General features: G+C 63.1%; 17 protein-coding genes and 1 other RNA gene. 10 read left to right on the top strand and 8 right to left on the bottom strand.

The window, feature by feature from the left end:
- Positions 1–37 precede the first annotated feature (37 nt).
- Positions 38–1,315, top strand: coding sequence for a hypothetical protein (locus NFH98_RS07075; protein WP_349622406.1), 1,278 nt, complete (start codon positions 38–40; stop codon positions 1,313–1,315).
- Between the two features lie 18 nt (positions 1,316–1,333).
- Here NFH98_RS07075 and NFH98_RS07070 read toward each other — a convergent pair whose 3' ends face one another.
- From NFH98_RS07070 to NFH98_RS07055, 4 genes are all read right to left on the bottom strand, one after another.
- Positions 1,334–2,365 (bottom strand): histone deacetylase family protein, encoded by a 1,032-nt coding sequence (locus tag NFH98_RS07070; RefSeq protein ID WP_108132615.1) that lies wholly within the window; start codon positions 2,363–2,365, stop codon positions 1,334–1,336.
- A gap of 209 nt (positions 2,366–2,574) precedes the next feature.
- Positions 2,575–3,318, bottom strand: coding sequence for a tellurite resistance TerB family protein (locus tag NFH98_RS07065; RefSeq protein ID WP_108132614.1), 744 nt, complete (start codon positions 3,316–3,318; stop codon positions 2,575–2,577).
- A gap of 248 nt (positions 3,319–3,566) precedes the next feature.
- Positions 3,567–4,937: an NAD-dependent succinate-semialdehyde dehydrogenase gene (locus NFH98_RS07060; protein WP_222516928.1), complete on the bottom strand. Its 1,371-nt coding sequence runs from the start codon at positions 4,935–4,937 to the stop codon at positions 3,567–3,569.
- A 171-nt stretch (positions 4,938–5,108) separates the two neighbouring features.
- Entirely contained in the window at positions 5,109–6,134 is a 1,026-nt protein-coding gene (locus NFH98_RS07055) for an aldo/keto reductase (protein ID WP_348815773.1), read from the bottom strand.
- A gap of 221 nt (positions 6,135–6,355) precedes the next feature.
- On the opposite strand from NFH98_RS07055, the gene NFH98_RS07050 reads away from it, so the two are divergent.
- The gene (locus NFH98_RS07050; RefSeq protein ID WP_108132611.1) at positions 6,356–7,318 is read left to right on the top strand and encodes a hypothetical protein; all 963 of its coding nucleotides are present in this window, start codon (positions 6,356–6,358) and stop codon (positions 7,316–7,318) included.
- 305 nt (positions 7,319–7,623) lie between these two features.
- Here the strand turns inward: NFH98_RS07050 and ffs are convergent.
- An RNA gene (gene ffs / locus NFH98_RS07045) (signal recognition particle sRNA small type) lies at positions 7,624–7,720 on the bottom strand.
- A 324-nt stretch (positions 7,721–8,044) separates the two neighbouring features.
- On the opposite strand from ffs, the gene NFH98_RS07040 reads away from it, so the two are divergent.
- Together NFH98_RS07040 and NFH98_RS07035 are read left to right on the top strand one after the other, a co-directional pair.
- Positions 8,045–9,268 carry an ATP-grasp domain-containing protein gene (locus tag NFH98_RS07040; protein ID WP_349622405.1) on the top strand — a complete coding sequence of 408 codons (1,224 nt, stop codon included), beginning with the start codon at positions 8,045–8,047 and terminating at the stop codon, positions 9,266–9,268.
- 174 nt (positions 9,269–9,442) lie between these two features.
- A complete protein-coding gene (locus NFH98_RS07035; protein ID WP_349622404.1) occupies positions 9,443–11,464 on the top strand; it encodes a hypothetical protein in 2,022 nt (673 codons plus the stop codon).
- Positions 11,465–11,938: 474 nt separating this feature from the next.
- Here NFH98_RS07035 and NFH98_RS20985 read toward each other — a convergent pair whose 3' ends face one another.
- Both NFH98_RS20985 and NFH98_RS07030 read right to left on the bottom strand, forming a co-directional pair.
- The gene (locus NFH98_RS20985; RefSeq protein ID WP_502878759.1) at positions 11,939–12,205 is read right to left on the bottom strand and encodes a glycine zipper domain-containing protein; all 267 of its coding nucleotides are present in this window, start codon (positions 12,203–12,205) and stop codon (positions 11,939–11,941) included.
- Positions 12,206–12,492: 287 nt separating this feature from the next.
- A complete protein-coding gene (locus tag NFH98_RS07030) occupies positions 12,493–12,930 on the bottom strand; it encodes a cold-shock protein (protein ID WP_349622403.1) in 438 nt (145 codons plus the stop codon).
- A 641-nt stretch (positions 12,931–13,571) separates the two neighbouring features.
- Between NFH98_RS07030 and NFH98_RS07025 the strand changes: the two genes are divergently transcribed.
- Positions 13,572–14,330 carry a TlyA family RNA methyltransferase gene (locus NFH98_RS07025; protein WP_349622402.1) on the top strand — a complete coding sequence of 253 codons (759 nt, stop codon included), beginning with the start codon at positions 13,572–13,574 and terminating at the stop codon, positions 14,328–14,330.
- Positions 14,331–14,387: 57 nt separating this feature from the next.
- On the opposite strand, the gene mscK is transcribed toward NFH98_RS07025, so the two are convergent.
- Positions 14,388–17,822 (bottom strand): mechanosensitive channel MscK, encoded by a 3,435-nt coding sequence (gene mscK / locus NFH98_RS07020; protein ID WP_349622401.1) that lies wholly within the window; start codon positions 17,820–17,822, stop codon positions 14,388–14,390.
- Positions 17,823–17,973: 151 nt separating this feature from the next.
- On the opposite strand from mscK, the gene NFH98_RS07015 reads away from it, so the two are divergent.
- The 5 genes from NFH98_RS07015 (at position 17,974) to NFH98_RS06995 (ending at position 21,333) form a co-directional block, all read left to right on the top strand.
- Positions 17,974–19,098: a phospholipase A gene (locus NFH98_RS07015; protein WP_349622400.1), complete on the top strand. Its 1,125-nt coding sequence runs from the start codon at positions 17,974–17,976 to the stop codon at positions 19,096–19,098.
- Between the two features lie 136 nt (positions 19,099–19,234).
- On the top strand, positions 19,235–19,624 hold the full coding sequence (locus NFH98_RS07010) for an ElaB/YgaM/YqjD family protein (protein WP_045993309.1): 390 nt from the start codon (positions 19,235–19,237) through the stop codon (positions 19,622–19,624).
- Positions 19,624–20,040, top strand: coding sequence for a phage holin family protein (locus NFH98_RS07005; protein ID WP_045993310.1), 417 nt, complete (start codon positions 19,624–19,626; stop codon positions 20,038–20,040). The genes NFH98_RS07010 and NFH98_RS07005 overlap by 1 nt, the downstream gene beginning before the upstream one ends.
- 38 nt (positions 20,041–20,078) lie before the next feature.
- Positions 20,079–20,378, top strand: coding sequence for a YqjK-like family protein (locus NFH98_RS07000; protein WP_045993311.1), 300 nt, complete (start codon positions 20,079–20,081; stop codon positions 20,376–20,378).
- 220 nt (positions 20,379–20,598) lie between these two features.
- Positions 20,599–21,333 (top strand): ParA family protein, encoded by a 735-nt coding sequence (locus tag NFH98_RS06995; RefSeq protein WP_124804312.1) that lies wholly within the window; start codon positions 20,599–20,601, stop codon positions 21,331–21,333.
- Positions 21,334–21,357: the final 24 nt, after the last annotated feature.

Raw genomic sequence — 21,357 nt, 5'->3', positions numbered from 1 at the left:
CGGTAGCGTCCCGCCTTCCATTGCCACAGGCCCCTTCATGTCTGACTCCGCGCCCACCTCCTATGAGACGCCCCCCACCGCGAAGCGACGGCTTTCGCCCTCACGGCGACTGAAGGTACTGCTGACGCTGGCCATCGTCGCGGTGATGGCGCTGTCCTGGCTCGATGTGCTCGATCGTGCGACCCAGCGTCAGGTCGAGGGCGCCACTACCCAGGCGCTGCTCGCCTTCGCTGCCGCCCGGGGGCTCAATGCGGGCATCTCGGTGCTGCAGTCCACCGAGATGGGCGTTGGCGTGTCGACCCATCCCTTCGAGGCGCTGGACCCCTTCAACGACCTGGTGGAGGACTACGCCAGCGTGATGAAGCTGGCCATCGGCTCACTGATCGGCCAGACCCTGCTGCTGGAAATCACCGGCTCGCTGATGTTCAAGATCGCCCTGAGCCTGGCCGGTGCCTTGCTGATCCTGTGCCTGTGGCGAGACTGGCGGCTGACGCCACTGGCGTGGAAGGCCTTCGCACTGATCGGACTCGGCCGGTTTCTGCTGCTGCTGACACTGGTGGCCAGCACCCTGGTGGACCAGGCGTTTCTCGATGAGCGCACCAGCGCCAGCATGGCCGAGGTCCAGGGCCTGTCCGAAGAGGTCCAGGCCACCGGCCTGGCCGAGGCCGGCGATGCCTTGACGCCACAGCAGCGCGAGCGGCTTGAGGCCGAGATGGCCGATACCGACCAGCGACGCCAGCAACTACGCGAAACGCTGATCGAGACCAATCGACAGATCGGCAAGGCCGAGGACGCGGTGGAACAGAGTCGCGGTCGGCTGTCGCTGTTGACCGCCCGGCTGAGTCTGACCGAGCGCCTCAACCCCTTCCACGACAACCCCGAGATCGAGCGCCTCGAACAGCAGCTTGGCCAACGGCGACAGCGCCTGGCCGAGCTCACCGACGAGCGCGAGAGCCAGCTCGCCGAGCTCGCCGCCGTGGACCGCGAACGCGACACCCTGCGCCGCCGCCTGGCGGGCGAGGACCCGGACGAAGGCCTGTTCGACAGCCTGGCCGAGCGCATCGGAGCCCTTACCGACGGCCTCAGCATCAGCGCCATTCAGAGCCGAGTCGAATCCGGCACCAACGCCATCCTCCAGTTGATGGCGCTGTTTGTGATGCGCACCCTGGTGATTCCGCTGCTGTTTCTATGGCTTGGGCTGAAGCTGTTCAAGGGGCTGTATTCGCGGCCCGGGGCATCGCTTCGCCTGCCGCCACCCAGGCAGGAGCGAGTGATCCATCCGCCACCCCAGGCAGACGTCGAGTCGCGAGACTGAACGCCGCCCCCTGGAAGCCTAGGCGCCCTGGAAGCCCTGAAGCACCTTGGCCACATTGACGCCGATCTCTTCCACCGCGTAGCCGCCCTCCATCAGGATGACGCTGGGCAGGCCCAGGCTTGCCAGCCGACGCCCCATGTCGAGGAAGTCATCGCTCTTGAGGCGGAAGCTCGAGATGGGGTCGCCTTCGAAGGTATCGACACCCAGCGACACCACCAGAAGGCTTGCCTGCTTGTCGCTGATCTCGGCCAGGGCAAGCTCCAGGCGCTCGCGCCAGGTGGCATAGTCGGTACCCGGCGGCAGCGGATAGTTGACGTTGTAGCCAAGCCCCGGCCCCTCGCCCTTCTCGTCGGCGTGGCCGAGATAGTAGGGAAAGCACTGGTCCGGGTCGCCGTGGATCGACTGGGTCAGGACATCGTCACGGCCATAGAAGATCTGCTGGGTGCCGTTGCCGTGGTGGAAGTCGACGTCGAGGATCGCCACCCGAGCGTGACCATCGTCGAGCGCACGCTGGGCCACGATGGCCGCATTGTTGAAAAAGCAGTAGCCACCGAACTGATCACTGGCGGCGTGATGCCCCGGCGGGCGGCACAGGCCGAAGCTCGGCTGGCCGCTGGAAGCGGTGTGCTCGTAGGCCGACAGCGCCACGTCCTTGCTGGCCATCGCCGCCTCGAAGGTGCCGGGGGAAATCGAGGTATCGCCACCGAGGGCATAGTAGCCGAGCTTGCCGCCGACATGGCCGGGAATACGATCTTCGCGCATGGTGCGTGTCGGCCAGATGGTGGGGATGGCCTCGCCGCCGTGACCGGCGGCCTGCCATTCGTCCCAGCAGGTCGAGAGAAACTCGACGTAGGCTGCATCATGCACCGCAAGCACCGGCGCCAGGCCGTGCTCCCTCGGCGCGGCGACCGGTCCGACACCGCTGTCACGGAGCCGTGCGAGCACCAGGTCGACCCGCTCGGGGCACTCGAAGGGGGTCATCAGCTGGCCATCGTGGAGTTCGGTCCTGGCACGACGCAGCTTGGTCGCTTCACTGTGGTACACCTGCATGCTTGCATTATTCCTTTTGTTGACCGGCGACGGGTTGACCGACAACGCCTTCAGCGCAAATCGGGCGAACGTATTGTGCCGCCGGGCCCGTCAACAAGGGAAGCCCGGCGACCGGCGCCGGGCTTCATCATCAAAAGGCTTTTCTGTCAGGGCTGTTGTCAGAGCTTGCGTGTCCGAGGGCTTCTCAAGCGGTCGTGCGTGACGGTGGCTCAGCCTTGCCCCTCGAGCTGGCGTTCCAGTTCGCGACGCACGTTCTCGTCCAGCGACAGCGCGGTGCCCAGCTCGTCCAGCCAGGCGCGTTCCATGGCATTCTGGTCGTCGATCACCGCGGCGCTGGCCAGGTACATCTCCCGCGCCGCCTGGGGCGAGTCGGCCTGACTGGCCAGCGCCTGGGCGTCCAGCGGCGCCTGGAGCTGACGCTCGACCCAGGCATGCAGCTCATCATCGGCCCCGAGCTGCTGAATCTGCTCGCTGATCAGGGCGCGCTCCTGGGCGTCGATGTGGCCGTCGGCCCGGGCCGCCATGATCACCGCCTGCAATACCTCCAGGCTACGCCGTTCCTGGGCCTCGCCGCCGAGCTCCTCCAGCGGAGCCCCTTCACCGGATTGAGCCCCCTGAGACGCGGGGGTGGCCTCGTCACCGCCACGGGACTTCTGCCAGGCCTTCCAGGCCAGCATGCCGACGCCGGCGATGGCGCCATACTTGATCGCCTTGCCGCCCATGCTGCGGCCGCGCTTGGATCCCATCAGCATGCCCAGCGCGCCGCCCCCGAGCAGGCTCTTCATGTCCATGCCGCCGCCACCGCTGGACGACGACGATCCCCCGGAAAGCTGGGACGAGACGCTGTTGATCAGCCCCTGCACGTCGAAGCCGCCCTTGCCGGAAGACGAACCGCCGGAAGACGAACCGCCGGCCTGTTTCATCAGTTGGTCGAGCAGGTACTTGGCATTCATATCGCACTCCTCCTTGGTCGATGGTCATTGGAAAGCTCGACGACGGCGAGGTTCCCTGGATACGAGCCGCCATCTCGATTCAACCGCGGACAAGGGCCCATGGCGTCACCATAGACACTGGCACTAGCCTTGGCCTCCTGTTTTGTCCATCCAGACCAAGCCCCCTGAACGCAAGAACCCGCCAAGCGAACTTGACGGGTCCTTGTCCAGCGGCGCATCCCGCTGTCGGCTCAAATGTCGGCCCGGGATCAGCGTGCCATCTTCACCATCTGGCGGTTGACGAACTCATCCATGCCATCCTTGCCAAGCTCACGGCCGAAGCCGGAGCGCTTGACGCCACCGAAGGGCAGCTCGGCTTCGCTGCCGGGCGGCTCGTTGATGTGGACCATGCCCACCTCGAGACGATTGGCCAGCTCGAGCGCTCCCTCGGGGTTGGAGGTCTGGATCACTGCACCCAGGCCATAGGGCGTGTCGTTGGCCAGGTCGATCGCGTCCTCCAGATCGGCGGCGCGGTAGACCACAGCCACCGGTCCGAACAGCTCCTCCTGGAAGATGCGCATGTCGCGGGTCACGCCGGTCAGCAGGGTCGGGGCGTACCAGGCGCCAGCGCGATCCAGGCGCTTGCCGCCGGTGACCAGGGTCGCGCCCTGGCGGATCGCGTCCTGGACCTGAGCATCCAGGTTGGTAAGCGCCTGCTCCGAGGACATCGGTCCCATCACGGTATCGTCCGCCATGGGATCGCCGACCTTGATCTGCTCCACCGCCTCGTGGAAGGCCGCCAGGAAGTCGTCGTAGACGGCGTCGTCGACGATGATCCGCTTGGCCGCGTTGCAGGCCTGACCGCAGTTGCCGAAACGTCCCTGCACCGCCTGCTTGACGGCCTGCTCCAGATCGGCGTCGGGCAGCACCAGGAAGGGATCGGAGCCACCCAGCTCCAGCACCACCTTCTTGAGCTGGCGACCGGCCTGCTCGGCCACCGCCGCACCGGCACGCTCTGAACCGGTCAGCGACACGCCCTGCACCCGCGGGTCGGCGATCAGCTCGCCCACCTGCTCGTTGCTGGCGTAAAGGTTGGTGTAAAGCCCCTTGGGCGCACCCGCCTCTGTGAAGATGTCCTCGATGGCCTTGGCCGACTCCGGACACTGGGGAGCGTGCTTGAGCAGGATGGTGTTGCCGTTGAGCACGTTGGGACCGGCAAAGCGCGCCACCTGATAGTAGGGGAAGTTCCAGGGCATGATGCCCAGCAGCACCCCGAGCCCCTGCTTGCGCACCTCGGCCTTGGCGCCGCCGGTGACGATGGGCTCCGGCTCCAGCCAGGCCGGGCCGTTGTCGGCGTAGTAGCGGTATATGTCCACCACCACCGACATTTCGCCCAGGGCCTGGGACTTCGGCTTGCCCATCTCGCGCACGATGATATCGGCGAGCTGGTCACGGCGCTGTTCGTGCAGGTCGGCGACCCGGTGCAGCAGCGCCGCACGCTCGGCGGGGGTGACGTCACGCCAGGCCAGATACGCCTGATGCGCCGACTCCACGGCCTTCAGAATCTCGCCGTCGCTGGCGTCGGGGTAGGTGGCTTCGACCTCTCCGGTCGCCGGGTTGGTAACCTTGTAATGGCTCATGGCTGTCTCTCCTTGCGGCATGGCTGTGCGACCAGCCTTCGCATGGCGAAGGCTCTCGGCAGATTCAGGGGGCTAAACAGCATAGCGCCGGCCCGCCACGGTGGACAGGAGGATTCGACCAGAGTTCGGCGTGGCTGCCGAACAAATTTCTCCCCGAGGCCTGTCGACGCTTCAGTGATCCCCGTCGCCACGCGCCGTTGCAAACTCCTCGGTGTCGATATCCGCCTGCTGGGCCTCGCTGTAACGCGCACCGACCACCTGGTCCGGCGTCATCATGGCGTTGATCAGCGCAAGCGTGCCGGCATCCAGCGTCAGCGCCTCGGCGGCCAGGTTCTCTTTCTGGTGGGCGGCGGTACGCGATCCGGGGATCGGTATCACGTCCGCCCCCTGCCCTCTCAGCCAGGCCAGCGCCAACTGGGCGGGGGTGCACTCGCGCTGGCGCGCCAGCGCCTCGAACTCGGCCAGCAGGGCAAGATTGCGCGGGTAGTTATCGGCACTAAAGCGCGGCATGCCTCGACGCATGTCGGCCTCCTCGAGCCTGGCGGGGTCACGCAGGGTACCGGTCAGAAAGGCGCGGCCCAGCGGGCTGAACGCCACCAGCACGGTATTCGACTCACGGCAGGCGTCGAGCAGCGCGATCTCGGGGTTGCGCGTCCACACCGAGTACTCCGACTGCACCGCCGCGATGGGATGCTCCTGACGGGCCTGCCTGAACGTCGCCGCCGACACCTCGGACAGCCCGAGCCCGCCGATCTTGCCTTCCTGCTCGAGTCGTCCAAGTTCTCCCACGCTCTCCTCGATCGGCACCTGACGATCCCGTCGATGCAGGTAGTAGAGATCCAGATGATCGGTCTTCAGCCGCGAAAGGCTCTGCTCGCATTGGCGGCGCAGCGTCTCAGGCCGCCCGTCGATGCGCTTGGTACCGATCTCCGGGTCGAAGGCCATGCCACACTTGCTGGCCAGGAAGACCTCTTCACGGCGACCGGCAAGCGCTTGCCCCACGACTCGCTCATTGGCCGTCTTGCCGTAGAGGGTGGCGGTATCGAAGTGGCGGTAGCCCACCTCGAAAGCGTGCTGCAACACCCTGACCGCCTCGGCTTCCGGCAACGGACTGCCATAGGCGTGGGACACGTTCATGCAGCCAAGGCCGATGGCTGGCGCCCGCAACCGCTCGAGCCGACGAAGGACGTCTGACATGCAATCTCCCGATCATGTTGATAAAAAACTGACAACCCACATCGAAACGACGGGATTTCCCCTTCTAAGCGTCATCGACAGCCACTACTATCGTATTAGCCTGATTCAGCATACCTGTTTAAGGCTACACCAGTATGCCCGTGAGACGGCCATCGCTTCTGGTAACCCCGGAAGCGATTCCCAGCACATAACGATAACCCCTAAAAAGGATAGACAACGCAGTGGACAACCTATCGATTGGCGTGGACATCGCCACCAGCCTGGCGATCCTTGGTGCCTTCGTGTCCTGGACGCTGGACAATCACCGTCAGCGGCGCATGGCTCGCGAGGTCGGCATCAATGACCAGGCCCGCGCCATCGCCGTGACCAAGGTCCAGGAAACCACCATCCAGCTGTCAAAAGACTTCAACAGCATGATCACCAACGCCGGCAAGATCGAACGACGCCTCAACCGGCTGTGGAAACAGGATGGTGTGGATGCGGTCCAGCGGCATATCGAGCAGAACGACGACTACCTGGAAGAGGTCGGCGAATACCTGCAGGCGTTCAAGGACGAGGTCTCGCGCTACTACGAGAGCTGCCACGTCCACAAGTACCTGCTGTTCCCTGTCCTCGGCAGCCTGCCCGAAGGCGACGGCATGGTCGCCAGCATCAAGAGCGACTTCGACGATATCGCCCGCTGCCATGACGAGATCAACTCAGGCTACGCCCACCTGCTGCGTGAACTGGAAGGCGCAGTCAAGATTGCCAGCCGGCTCGCCAAGGTCGACGAGCAGGATCCCGAGCACGCCGCCCTGAAAAAGAAGCTGGTCAACGCCGTCAGCAGCATCGCCTACGACCCCGACTACAAGGAGTTCATCCACTACTTCATCCCCGACGGCCAGGAAGAAGCCTTCTACCGTGAGTACGACAATCGGGAGATCCAGGACCAGGAGCTGAGTGGCGTGGTCATCGGTAACCTTTACGGCACCCTGATCAAGCGCCCTGCCCGCGCCCAGGCCATGTGCCTGCTGCTGGCACGCCAGTCGATCCAGCGCACCCGCACCGAATGCAAGGAGGTGCTGTGTTCGCTGAGCGCCGTCGCCAGCGTGCTGCTGTCGCGCAACGAAGAATCCACTCTCTCGGCGGAGATCGCCAAACTCAAGTCCGATGACTACTTTGCCCTGGATCGCGAGATCCGCTAGGCAAGGCAGTATCCGCCTGGGCGAGGAAGAGCCGAGACGAGAAAGACAGGTAGGGGCGCCGAGCAAGGCGCTCCGCTGTGTAAACAGGAAGTTCCTGATATCGCAGCGCGGGCGGCGCATCAGACCGGCGAATGCCACATCGAAGGGGCACCTCAATACCGACCCACAAATGCGGGAATAAGGAATACTCAGCGCAAGATAGCAGACACGGTTGTCCCACCTCTTTGCACCACTGTTGTGTAACAGCGGGATCAATGAGGTAGAAGGTCCTGCAGGATCAAAGGCATGGCCTGAAATGGAGGCGGCCCCGACAGCCACATCCCGGCACACGCGTCCACCACTACCGTTGCTCCCTTCCGGGCCTGGCGGGGTTTGCGGTCTAGCGTTGCGGGAGGACCGACAGGGCCACCACTGCAAGGCGAGCTCGACAACAAGGAAATGTCGACTGCCTGAAAACGTCACCGGGCAAGGCCTGAAAAATCAGCCTCTTGCTCAGGACGCGGGCACTATACCAAGGTCATGCCCGGGCCACAAGGGCAAACCCAGTAGACTTTGCCTCAACAGTCATGCAGCGCTCGAAATGTGAGACTTCTACACTGAAGCTGTATGGTGGAAGCACCTTAACGCCTGGGAGCTCATACTCACCAGGCGTCACTTTTTGAGGATGACGACCACGAACAACCAGCACCATTACGCCCACCAACGCCCATTCCAAGGAGGCGCTGCATGAACAAGGATCCCAACAAAGGCTACATCGCACTACTCGGCTGGAGCCTGAACGCCATCGAGGCCGCCGAGAATTTCGACCGTCGCTACGTTGTCGTGGCCCCGGACTGGGCCGAGGACTACTGCAAGCAGCACGATATCCCCTACGTCTCCTGGAACTTCGAACGGCTCAACGACCGCTCACTGGAAATCGCCGAGACCCTGCGCGACATGGGCGTGGACGTGTCCATTCCGCTGTTCGAGGAAACCGTGGAGTGGGCCGGTGCGATCAACTCAGTGCTACTCGACAACCCGCGCCTCTACGGCCAGTCGCTGCTGCTGCGTGACAAGGCCCTGATGAAGCGGCGTGCGCAGCTCGGCGGTATTCGCGTCGGCATCTTCGAGGAAGCCCACGACCACCAGGACGTCATCCGCTTCCTCAAGCGGGTCAACCAGACCCTGCTCAAGCTCGACGGTGACCCCAACGACCCGATCCACCTCAAGGCCTTCGACAAGGCAGGCTGCCTTGGCCACCGGGTGATCCGCACGCCCGACGAGGTCGACACCATCCCGGAAGAGGAATTTCCGGTGCTGATGGAATCCCACCTGGACGGCTGGGAGTTCGCGGTGGAGGCCTGGATCCATGATGGCAAGATCGCCTTTCTCAACATCTCCGAGTACGTGACCCTGGGTTATTCGGTGTTCGTGCCGGCCTCGCCGGAGCTTGAGCGCTACCGCGAGCAGATCCGCGCGCAGATCGAGAAGCTGATCAAGGCCTTCGACATCGATTTCGGCCTGATCCACCCCGAGTACTTCGTCACCAGCGATGGCGAGATGTACTTCGGCGAAGTGGCCTATCGTCCGCCCGGCTTCAAGGTGTTCGAGCTGCTCGAACGGGTCTATGGCTTCAACGCCTACCAGGCCAGCATGCTGGTGTTCGACCCCAAGACCACGCCCGAGGAAGTCGCCGAGTTCTTCCCCCGCGAAGTGGTCGACGCCAACGGCTTCGCCGGCTGTTTCGGGGTCTATCCGCGCCGCCGTGTGGTCAGCCGCCTGGAAATCCCGGAGTCGGTGGAAGACCACCCCTACTTCGAGTCACACGAGCTGACCGCGCCTCTGGAAGAGACCGTCACCAAGCGTACCGCCTTCGGTACCCACTGGGGCCTGGTCTACTTCAAGGGCGACGACGCCCATACCTTGCGCGACCTGTTGAAGGCACAGGAAGACGAGGACTACTACATCTAGGCCTGCCTGCTAAGCGCTGCCCCGTCGGGGCAGCGCCGCCGGATTGGCGACGCCGCCGCCCGAGCATGCGTATACTGGCGTCGTCCGCTCGACGTGACACGACTCGACCCCCTGATGTAGGGACTGCTGCCGGAACTCCTCCGGGAGCCAACTTCAGGACGACAAGGAGCCGGTGTGACCAACCCAGACACTCCATCCCCCGCGGATAGCGACAAGCTTCGGGGCCTGCTGACCAAGCTGGACGACGCGATCGCCAGTCTTGGCGAGTCCCGGGAGTTCGCCAAACCGGCCAAGCTGCCTCGGGTCATCGATACCTGTCGCCGGGTGCTGATGCAGCCGGGAGGCTGCGCGGAAATCGAACAGCGCGCCGAAACCCTCGAACAGGCTGGCCTGTTTCTGGGATCGGACTGGGCCAGCCCGCATATTCTGATCCCCTCCCTGACCACCCAGTCGCTCAAGAGCGCCGACAGTTCGCTGGTGGTTATCGAGGCCTTGAGCGAGTTGCGCATGCTGGCAGTCGCCAAGGGACGCTATCGCCACCACCTCATTTCCGATGAGGGGGCCCACCACTACCTCACCCAGGTCATGGCGATCAATCTGCCGCTGCTGTTTTCCGCCCCGTCGGAGGCCGAGCGTGAGACCCAGGGCCGTCTGGCCGAGATTCCCCGCCAGCTGTTTCAGTACCTGGCCGAGCGCATCGGCTACGAACACGTCATCGACGAGCTGATCAGCGAGATCTGGCGGATCCTGCAGCAGCGCCCGATCCAGGTCGATCCGGTCAAGCAGATGATCACTCAGATCGCCCTGTGTCAGGCCAACCCCGAGATCGACCTGGGCGCCAGTGGCCAGGGCGCGGACCGCCTCGTCAGCTCGCTGTTTGGCCCGACCCAGGGCTGCCGTGAGGACCCGGGCATCGAGGTCTACCGCGAACGGCTAGCCAGCATGGACGCGAGAGGCCTGCAGTACGAAGCCAGCGGTTTTGCCAGGGCGATGCACGACACCGGCCTGGTGTCGCCCTATCACCCGGTGCTGCTGCGCCACCTGCTCGACTTTGGCGACAACCTGCTGTCCGAGGCGCTGGGGCTTTCGTCCACCGGCCGCGATTGCCTGCTGTGCTACTGCGATCTGGTCCACACCATGGTGCGCACCGCCATCTATCCAGAGACCGCCCAGGCCGTCTATGGGCTGGCACTGACCCTGGAACGTGGCATCCTTTACCAGCCACCGGTGGCGCCGGCACTGTGGCGGCAGCTTGGCCTCAAGCTATCCGACTGGTCCGAGGCGCGACTCCACGCCGCCTTCGGTGATGGCGTGTCCTATCGGGCCCGCCTGATGGAAGGTGTGCTGTGCATGCTGGGCCTTCCATTGGGGGTCGGCCAGGGCAACAACCCGACCTGCCAGTCGGCGCGGGCGCTGTCCATGTGGGCCTACAACGACCCGGACTATCTGCTGCAGATGGTAGCCTGGGCCGCCCGCGACGATGAGATCCTGATGCACTTCGAAGGCCAGCCGATCTCGTCTCAGGAGAGCATCTCCGGCGTCGCGCAGACCCTGCCGCTGGACCTTGATCCAGTGTCGCTGCTGGTGGTGCCGCATCTGGACCGTATCTACGCCGAGATGGGGCGTCGCTGCCTGGGCCGCGAGGGTGATCCCCACCGCTGGGTCAACCCGGAGTTCCATGGCTGGTGGGCAGGACGCGGGTTTCGTATCAATGTCGACGTGGCCACCGGCCAGCTCACCGACCTGGACACCTTCCTGCGCCATTTCTATGCGAGCTACCACCCCTACTACAACGGTAACCAGCCGCTGATTCACCCCCAGCCCGCCGGCATCGCCGTCACCGACAGCGCCGGGCGCTTCATCGGCTGGCATGCCATCACCGTGTTGCGGGCCTCGCTGGATCCGTCGGGACAGATGCGCATCTACTTCTTCAACCCCAACAACGATAGCGGCCAGGACTGGGGCCTGGGCGTGAAGGTCAGCACCTCCAGCCACGGCGAGCGCTTTGGCGAGGCCTCTCTGCCCTTCGAGCAGTTCGCCTCGCGTCTGTACATCTACCACTACGACCCGCTGGAGCACGGCGAACTGGCCCAGGTCGACCAGCAGGAACTCGACCGCGTCGTCGCCATGATTCAGGAAAGCTGGGGCGCCGACCGCATCCCGGCAGGTGGCCTACAGGCCGACGAGGGCGTCTAAAACGCCACTGGCCCGGACTTGAGGGGAAGAATGCTTCCTTCCGCCAAGTCCGGGCCAGTGCCCTTCCCTCTACCTGTGTAAACCCTCGATCCCGTTCTTCGCCTTGCCACCCTGCTCGACCATCAGGTATCAGCGCCTATACTCAAACTAGGCTATCCCAACGCCATCCTCATTTTTTTGAAAAATAGAGGAAGACAAAACAGGCCACGACCAAGAGACAACGCAATCTGAATAGTTTTCGGAGTTCAGGATGACTCCGTAACGTGACACATTCGCGTACACAACTCCCCCCTACTGCTTGACGTTTAACGTACCATCGATATATGAAGTTCAGCGACAAAGCCTGCCCGTGCTCACGCTGTAGTTAGGCGAGTTTACTCCATATCGCAGAGATAACCGACATATCGACCACAATATAGAAGAAATGGTAAAGGCCCAACCTTCTTGCGTCTGCAGCCACTTGTCACACCGCAACTAAGCCTCATTAAATGCGTGCTCGCAGCTCAAACATTTAAAATTATCAAGAATATTCTCGTCTACTGCCCTACCCGTCATCGCTCCAGCCGTGGCACCTACTGTACCTCCTGCCAAGGCACCAGCGATAGCTCCCGCCACTGTTCCAATCGAGGCTCCCGCTGCCGCACCGAGAGGGCCAGCAATCAAGCCAACTGCCGCACCTGCTTTTCCTCCCGCAGCAGCACCGGCCACGGCGGTTGCCGCCCCACCGGCTGCTCCTCCCATCCCGCCGATGGTAGCGCCTGCTCGTTTTCCATAATTCCGCTTGTCAATCTTTAAAGATCCACACTTTGGACACTGCATTGTCACTCTCCTTCGGAATAACGCTTGAGTTCATAGGCATTTGAGACGGCGCCCGTTTTGCGGCAGCAAAAATGAGTGATGGGGCCCAATGCCCGCTGAAACGATTTAGTGGACGGAAAATCCTCCAATGTCAAGTCTTGCAAAATTTTTGCAGAGCGCCTGCCTTCGAAAACATGTGTTCTAATATTGATATTATTTTCGGCGAACGTTCACACAAAAAACACACCAAGAAGAAATATTACAATAATCGCCATTATTATCCATCCAATGACGTCACTCGCATTCGTGAAGGTCTTAAATGTGGAACCACAGAAGGGACAAATAGATTTTTTGGGTACTGGCGTCCATCCATATGCACCACGGATGGTAGGCGGCCCAGTAATAATTCGAGGGATTATCTCTTTGTGGCAACTCGAACAGTTAACACGGCCACTCGATTCTTGAGTTGAGCCTTGGGTCATTATCGTAACGTTTTTCCCGGCGAGTCCTTTCTTTCCTTGATAGCTTTCAAACTGCACCGTGCTGCCGTTTTTGGGGAGAGTCGGGCCAACCACCGACTGTGCATTTATATATCGATCTTTACCATCCTCTCCAGTGACGAATCCATACCCCTTGTCTGCTGAAAACCATTTTACAGTCCCCTTCACTCACCTGCCCCCAAACCGATTTAAAATTTATAACGTATTTTTACGCGTCAGCACACGCGGCACTTACGTATAACTTCCGCCCAACATTTTCAATCGTATGCATGCTCGAGCTTGACGCGAATGATCCTGCAAAATCTTCGTTTATCCACTTGAAAACTGACGGTTCGATTTATGGCCCCATCGGTTAACGTATGACACGCCCGAGTGATGGCTTTGTCTTGTCACCCGATGATGCCCGATCGAACAGCATTCCCTCGCCGTACTGCTTATCTCGCCGTCACTCGTCGCAACTCTGCACAGAACTCATCATCTTATGAATTTCTAAATTAGCACATTGCTTTCAGCATAGCCCCTGACCCCGGCCATTTCGACTGGAAGATGAAACAAAAAATAGATGATCCCCCATGTCGTGAGAGCCCAGGCGGTGTCGAAAGGCCACGATAGCTAGCCAGAGGCGAACAACAGGTTAGCGAGTAGAAACTGACGGGATATGATGGAAAGCTGCGGGGACGGCTGTGGTTGACGGCTCAAAGCGCTTGAGACTGGTGTGCGCCCCCCACGGGGGCCTCGCCGTGGCATAATGCGCCGGCATTTTCTGCTTGAACTCCAGACGGCCCGACCAAGGCGCCACAGGACACCCCATGCCACGTCTCGACCAACTCCTCGTCAGCCAGGGCCTGGTTCGCTCTCGCACCCGCGCCCAGCGGTTGATCCGCCACGGCCGTGTCTCCCGCCGGGATGACGGCAAGGTTTTGACACGCCCCGGGGAGAAGTGCCCCGACGACCTCGCTCTGGTGGTCGCAGAAGACCCGGAGGAGCGCTATGTGTCCCGCGCCGGACTCAAGCTGGAGGCGGTGCTCTCGGCGTTGGAATTGTCACTGGACGGCCGCCTGGTACTGGACGTGGGCCAGTCCACCGGGGGCTTTACCGACTGCGCCCTGGCCGCCGGCGCGCGCCACGTCATCGGTGTCGAGGTGGGCCACGGCCAGCTCGACGACAGCCTGCGGGGCGACGCCCGCGTCAGTTGTCTGGAGGGGCTCAACGCACGCCACTTGAGTGACAGCCGCGAACTCATGACGCTGATGGAGAAAATCGGTCGGCCGGAGGTCGCGGTAATGGATGTGTCCTTTATCTCGCAGACGCTGATTCTGCCGGAGCTGGCGACGCTGCTGGCACAGGACGCCCTGCTGCTGTCGCTGGTGAAGCCCCAGTTTGAGCTGGGGCCTGGTGCGGTGGATCAGCGAGGCGTGGTCAGCGACCCCCGCCGCTACGCCGAGGTCGAGCAGCGCATCCGCGACTGCTGCGCCTCGGTCGGCTTCGAGATCCTGCACTGGCAGGAAAGTCCGATCCTTGGCGGCGACGGCAATCGCGAGTTTCTGCTACAGGCCCGCCGGCGCTAGCAACGGGCCTTACAGCAGACCACATAGCATCACGCCGGTGGCCGTGGTCGGCCGCCCTTAGCGCCCGCCGGCGTCTCCGCCCCCATCGCTGCCGCCGCCATCCCCGATACCGACGTCACCCGGGTCACCCTTGGCCCCGGGGGGCGGGTGGCCTTCCTGGGGGTCGCCCTTGACGCGATGCACGCCCTTCCACACGTCGCGCTGCCCCGAGCGTCGAATGTGTACATCGAGCTGGTCGAAGGCGATGCGGATGCCATGCTCGGAGAACATGTCGCCGATGCGGCCGTTGAGCTCGTCGGTGGCCAGCAGTCGATCCCCCAGGGCATTCACGTAGATGCGCAACTCGTACTCCATGGTGCTGGCGGTGTAGGCCATGAAGTAGATCTCGGGGGGCGGGTCGGACAGCACCCGCTCGTTCTCCTCGGCGGCCTGCTCTAGCAGGCGATGCACCAGGCTGCGATCGGCGTCGTGGCTGACCCCGTACTTCAACGTCACCCGCGTCACGCTGTCCGACAGTGACCAGTTGATCAGCTGGTCGGTGACGAAGGTCTTGTTGGGGATGATGATCTCCTTGCGATCGAAGTCGGTGACCGTGGTCGCGCGGATGCGAATCCGGCTCACCGTGCCGGTGAGGTTGCCCAGGGTAATGGTGTCGCCGATGCGTACAGGCCGTTCGAACAGGATGATCAGACCCGAGATGAAGTTGGCAAAGATCTCCTGAAGACCGAAACCGAGACCCACGCCAAGCGCCGCTACCAGCCACTGCAACTTGGCCCATGACACCCCAAGTGCGCCCAGGGTCATCACCGTACCGGTGCCGACGATGGTGTAGGACAACAGCGAACTGATGGCGTAGGCGCTGCCCTGCTTGAGCTCCAGGCGCGACAGCACCATCACCTCGAGCAGACCCGGCAGGTTGCGCGCCAGCATCATGGTCACCCCGGCGATGAACAAGGCCACCAGCACGTCGCCGACACTCAGGTTGTCCTCCAGCGCCTCGCCACCCTCTCCGGTGGCACCTTCCACCAGGGTGACGTTATCGAGGTAGCCGATGACCCCGAGAAAGTCGGTCCAGACCACATACAGCAAGGCGGCGAAGCCGATGGTCAGCAGCAGCTTGGACAGCCTCAGCGACTGCTGGTTGACCTGCTCCATGTCCAGCGGCGGCTCTTCGACGATATCGAGGCCACGGTCGTTGTCGTCCTGGGCCAGGGCTCGCCTGCGGGCGAGCGCACGACGATAGGCCAGACGCCGGGCCGCCACCGCCAATCCGCGGACCACCGCTGCCTCGACCAGGATCCACACGCCCAGCAGGTACAACGAGATCACGAAGCGGCTGACCAGACTCAACGCCGAGTAGACGTAGCCATAAAGCACGGCGCCACCCAGCACCACCGGCACCATCGCCAGCGCCAGCCCCAGCACCAGACGAAAGAGCTTCACCCCGAAGAAGGGGGTGTGGGCCATGATCAGCTTGCTGAGCGCAACGCTCATGCCGATCAGCCCCAGCAGCAACAGTCCGAGCCCCAGCGGGCGCTGGTTGAACGTCACCGCAGCGTCCCTGGCAAGCGGCGCGATCAGCAGCACCGGCGCCATGCTGACGCCAAGCCACAAAAGCCACCAGCGCAGCTTGCCCACGTACTTGACCGGCCAGTGGAAATGACGTGTCGCCACGCCGTCGCTGACCAGCAGGCGACGCGACCAGGCGACCACGCCCCAGGCCAGTGAAAGCTGCAGTACCGAGTAGCCGACATCCGCTGCCACCTCGGAGCCACCGAGGGTCAACAGCAGGCCGAAGGCCACCAGGCACAGCGGTCCCGGTGCGGCCACCAGGGCGTTCAGCGCCACCGCCTTGGGCGTATGCAGCTGAGAATCGTAGCGAAGTCGACCGATCTGGTCGTGCAGGGTGACCAGGCGACGCATGATCGCGCGCCTGAGCGCCAGCAGCAGCAACACCACCAGCAGTACCGGGACCGCTACCCAGGCACCAGGCCCCGGCCAGCGCCAGTTGTGAGGCAGGATCTGGCGCCACTCGCCTTCCCGCCACTCCATCATCAGGTTCTGGGGGATCTTCATCAGCCAGCCGAGATCGATGGGCCTGGCGTTGGCCACCCAGAACAGCTGTTCGTCGATACTTGTGCGCAGCTGCGCACTGATGTCGAGCAACTGCTGCTGGTTGAGCTGCATATCGATGGCAGCCGTGAGAATCTGACCGTAGGTGGGCTCTAGCTGGCTGATCAGCTCACGCCGAGAATTGAACAGCTGCACTAGCGGCTCCACCAGGGGCTCGGGCTCATCCACCTCGGCCTGCGCCAACACCTCCCTTGCCAGTGCCTCCGGGGAGCGCAAGGCGTCGCGTTCGCTGTCGAGTTCGAACTGCGCCAGGCGTACATCGGCGATCTCGTCACGCAGGCCCGGCCGTGGCTGCACTTCGGGCAGCGATCCGCGCTGCTCACGCAGGATGCGAGACAACAGTACACTGCCGCGCACCGCCTCGATGTTCTGGGTCAGCCCCTGCTGCAGGCGACGCACCCGTTCGAGCTGGCGACGCACTTCGAGTCCGTCACGCACCAGATCGTTGGCTCGCGAGGTGGCGTTGAGCAAGTCCTTGGAGAGCTGCCGGTTGGTGGTCTGGGCCGCCTGAATCACCGGATGCCGTGAGATGGCCTCTGGCTCATCGCGCACTGCCTCGGCGATGGCCCGCTCGGTCTGCTCGCGGCGCAGTCGATCGAGCCGACCCTGCAGCGCGGAGACCCAGGCCTCCTCGCTTGCCGCCTCCAGTTTCAACAGCGCGAGGCGCTGCTGCAGCACCTCACGCATACGTGTATTGGTATTGAGCTGACGCTGGTGCAGCTCGAGCTGAGCCTCGGCCAGAGCCTGGCGCGCCCGCGCCGCCACCCGCAAGGGGGCATCTTCCGGCACGTCACGACGATTGAGGTCTTCGAGCTTGACCCTCGCCTCATCCATCTCCCGATTGGCCTCGGTGATGGCCTGTTGCGCCCGCTCCGGCAGCGTCTGGGCCCCCAGCAACTGGCTCTGCACACTGGTCAGGGTATCCTGGGTCGACTGCAGCACTCGGGTGGCGTCGCTCAGGCGCTGCTCGACGGCCGGCATCTTCAGCCCCTCGAGCTCAGCCAGATTGTGCGACTCGCCTTCTTCACTCTGGCGCAGCGCTTCTTCCAGCGCCGCCAGCCGTTCGGGTGCCTCCTCGATACGCCGCTCTAGACTCTCCAGGTCACGCTCGACCTCGGCCAATTTCTCCACCGCATCGATCGCCTCTGACAGCGCATCGATCTCTTCCTGCGCCGTGGCGCTTGGCGGATCGCTGGCATTGGCGACGCGCTCGTCAAGGCGCGACTGCAGCTCTTGCTTGTCCGGCAGCCTCTTCTCGGGCGCTTCCTGGGCCACCACCGCAGATACCGACAGCAGAGACAGCAGCAACACCAGCAAGAGGGGGAGTATTCGGAACAACGAAGAAGGCGAGCTGGGCATCTTAAGAGAACTTCCTGTCGCAGCGTGGAGGAGGCGAGATTCTCAACCCAGTGTGTCAGTATGGCAATCCAGTGCAAGATTCTTCCACGAAGTTGACTCGCTGCGCCGCCATGGTAGAACAACGCCTCAACCTGTCGAATGGATTCACCCTATGACCCGCCCCGCCGTCCGTTCCTCCCTGTTCCCTTCCCTGCTGGCGCTTGCCATCAGTGGACAGGCCGTCGCCGACGGCGGCCTGTCCGACGCCGAGCGCGCGGCCAAGGAGGCGCGTATCGAGGCCCTGAAGGCTGAGCTCGCCAAGCTGGAAAATGAACTCGACGATGACGAGGCCCAGCGCGAGGGTGCACAGGCCGTGGCCGTCAGTAGCGCCGGCACTTCATCGACGGTCAACGCCGAAGCCCCCGACACCACCGGTCTGCCCGCCTCCGAGGAGATCGTTGCACGTGCCTCGGGCAAGCCCATCGAGGAGACCGTCGAGGAGCGTCGTCAGCTGGAGCAGGAGTCCGAGAGCAACCCGTTCTCGATCACCACCCACCGACGCAACTACATCCTGCCGATCAGCTACAACACCAACCCGAATTCCGGCGCCTTTCGTGCCGGTGAAGACGATGCTGACATGGACAACACCGAACTCAAGTTTCAGTTCAGTGCCAAGTTCAACATCGCCGAGGACGTGCTGTTCGACAACGCCGACCTCTACTTCGCCTACACCCAGAAGAGCTGGTGGCAGGCCTACAACAGCGACGAGTCCTCGCCGTTTCGCGAGACCAACTACGAGCCTGAGTTCTTCATCGACTTCCAGAACGACACCACCCTGTGGGGCTGGACCAACGTCAACAACCGCATCTCGCTCAATCACCAGTCCAATGGCCGCTCGGACCCGCTGTCTCGCAGCTGGAACCGGGTCATCGGCACCACTTCCTGGATCAACGACGAGTGGGCGCTGGCAGTCTCGCCGTTCTGGCGCATCCCGGAAGACGATAGTGATGACGACAACCCCGACATCGAGGACTACGTGGGTTATGCCGACGTCACCGTGGCCCGGCAGATGTTCGATACCCACGAAGCCAGCCTGCTGATGCGCGGCAACCCCGACGAAGGCAACTACGGCACCCAACTCGACTACTCCTGGCCGCTGTTCGGCAAGGTGCGTGGCCACGTGCAGTACTACTATGGCTACGGCGAGAGCCTTATCGACTACGACGAGCGCGTCAATCGCCTGGGTATCGGCTTCAGCATGAACCCGCTGTTCTCGGCGGGCGGCTTCAATCCGTGATGCCGGCGGCGGCCAATTGTGCTTCTTTGCACAGTCGGCCGCCGGCCATTGCCGTGACTGCTATTCTGATGCGAGCATGAACGGGTAAAGATTCATCTCTGGTACCGTTAATCCACCTGCGTCAAAGGAAGACACGATGGCTACACGAAGCTCCAGCACCACCGCCAGCAAGTCCAACGCCAAGAGCGCTGCAAGCGACGCGGACACCAGCAGCTCCAGCGCCTCCACCGAGCAGCTCAGGGACGACCTCAAGCAGCTATCGAGCACCCTCGAAGACCTGCTGAGCGCCACCGCCGACGACTCCAGCGAGACCGTCAAGGAATGGCGCAGCAAGGCAGAGGCACGACTGAAGGATACCCGTGCTCGCCTCGAAGCCACTGGAGAGCGCGTCTACCGTCAGACCCGCGACAGCGTCACCGACCAGGTCGATGCCTGTGATCGCTACGTCCACGACAACCCCTGGAAGAGCATCGGCATCGGTGCTGCCGTCGGCTGCATCGTCGGTATGCTGATCGGGCGGCGCTGATGGCAGACAGCCAAGGACCGGCACAACGGCTATTCGGGGCGGGCAAGCGGGTCCTCTCGACCCTGATCGCCACCGGCGAGACGCGCCTGCGTCTCGCCGTTCTGGAACTCGAGGAAGAACGCGCTCGACTGGTAACCCTGGCCCTGTTGCTGGGGCTGAGCATGGTGCTGTTGATGCTCGGCATCGCCACCCTGACGGCCTTCGTCGTGGTGCTGTTCTGGAACTCCTTCCGGCTTACCGCCATCGCCGTATGCGCGGCGGTGCTTCTGGCAGGAGGCGTCGGGCTGGCCCTGGCGGCCATGCGCCTGGCACGCCGTCGCACGCTGCTGGTCAGCACCTTGAAGCACCTGGCCCTGGATCGAGAGCTTGCCGAAGAATCGATGCGGCCGGACGTCGATGAGCCACATCGTCGATGAGCCGCCATCTTTCTGCCGACACGTCAGGGAGCAATGCCATGAGCCGCGATGACCGCCGTGCGAGCCCCTCTCGCGCCGAGCGCAAGGCCGAACTCGAGGCCACCATCGAACAGCAGCGGCTGGACATCCTGCTGGCCTCGCGCCGTTTCCATCTTGCCGGAGAGCGCATCGACGCCGGCTGGCAGGCCCTCAGTCGCTATCGTACGCCGGCCCTGCTTGCCGCCGGCACGGCGCTGATTCCCGTGCTGCGCCACCCCGGCCGACTGGCTCGCTGGGGTCGCAAGCTGGTAGTGACCGGTCTCGCCATCCAGCGCGTCAGGCGTCTGGTCAAGCGCTGACAGGACACCGCCCCCTCTCTGTCCAGCTCTACAGTACCCTGCCCCTCTGCGCCCAGACCTTCAGCGCCCAGAACTTCAATCAAGAAAGGTTGTTGTTGCAGCGACTACCAAGACCGTATACAAAACAACGTCAATATCCCCTGGTGAACAACGCCATTCACTGCACAAAGCTGTGCTAAAGTCGTTGTTCTAGTTCATCAAATTCACGGGGCGAATTGCGATGCGGATGTTGTCGCTTTACAGCATCAAGGGGGGCGTGGGCAAGACGGCGTCGGCGGTCAATCTAGCCTGCGAAGCCGCCGCCTGTGGCCACAGGGTGCTGCTGTGGGACCTGGATCCCCAGGCGGCAACGACGTTCTATCTGAAGATCAAGCCCAAGATCCGCGGTGGCGTCGAGAAGCTGGTGAAAGGCAAGGCGGCCTTCAACAAGGTCATCCGCTCGACCAACGTGGATGGCCTCGATGTGCTGCCGGCCTCGCTGGACTCCCGCGAGATGGACCAGCTGCTCGAGCATCATGGCTCCAGTCATCTGCGTCAGATCCTCGGCAAGGTACGCGACGAGTACGATCTGGTCATCCTGGACTGCCCACCGACGCTGTCCCACATGTCCGAGAACATGTTCACCAGCGTCGACGCCCTGCTGGTGCCGGTGGTGCCTTCCACCCTTTCGCTACGCACCCTGGAGCAACTCGAGACCTTCCTCGACGACCAGGATCTGGTCTGCCCGCTGTGGCCCTTCATCACCCTGGCCGATCGTCGCCGCACCATGCATCGCGAGGTGATGGAAAGCTTCGGCAAGCGCTGGCCGCTGCGGCTGTCCAGCGTCATCCCGGCGGCCAGTGCGGTCGAGCGCATGGGGCTTGAGCGCGCCCCAGTACGCCACTTCGCCCCCTATACCCCAGCGTGCCGCGCCTACGCCAGCCTGTGGAAGGAGATCGAACAGCGCCTGGCCTGATTGAACGGCCCGAGGCTTGTTCTC

The sequence above is a fragment of the Halomonas sp. H33-56 genome (assembly GCF_040147035.1).
GTDB lineage: Bacteria > Pseudomonadota > Gammaproteobacteria > Pseudomonadales > Halomonadaceae > Halomonas > Halomonas litopenaei.
This window is presented reverse-complemented; position numbering and strand designations above follow the sequence as displayed.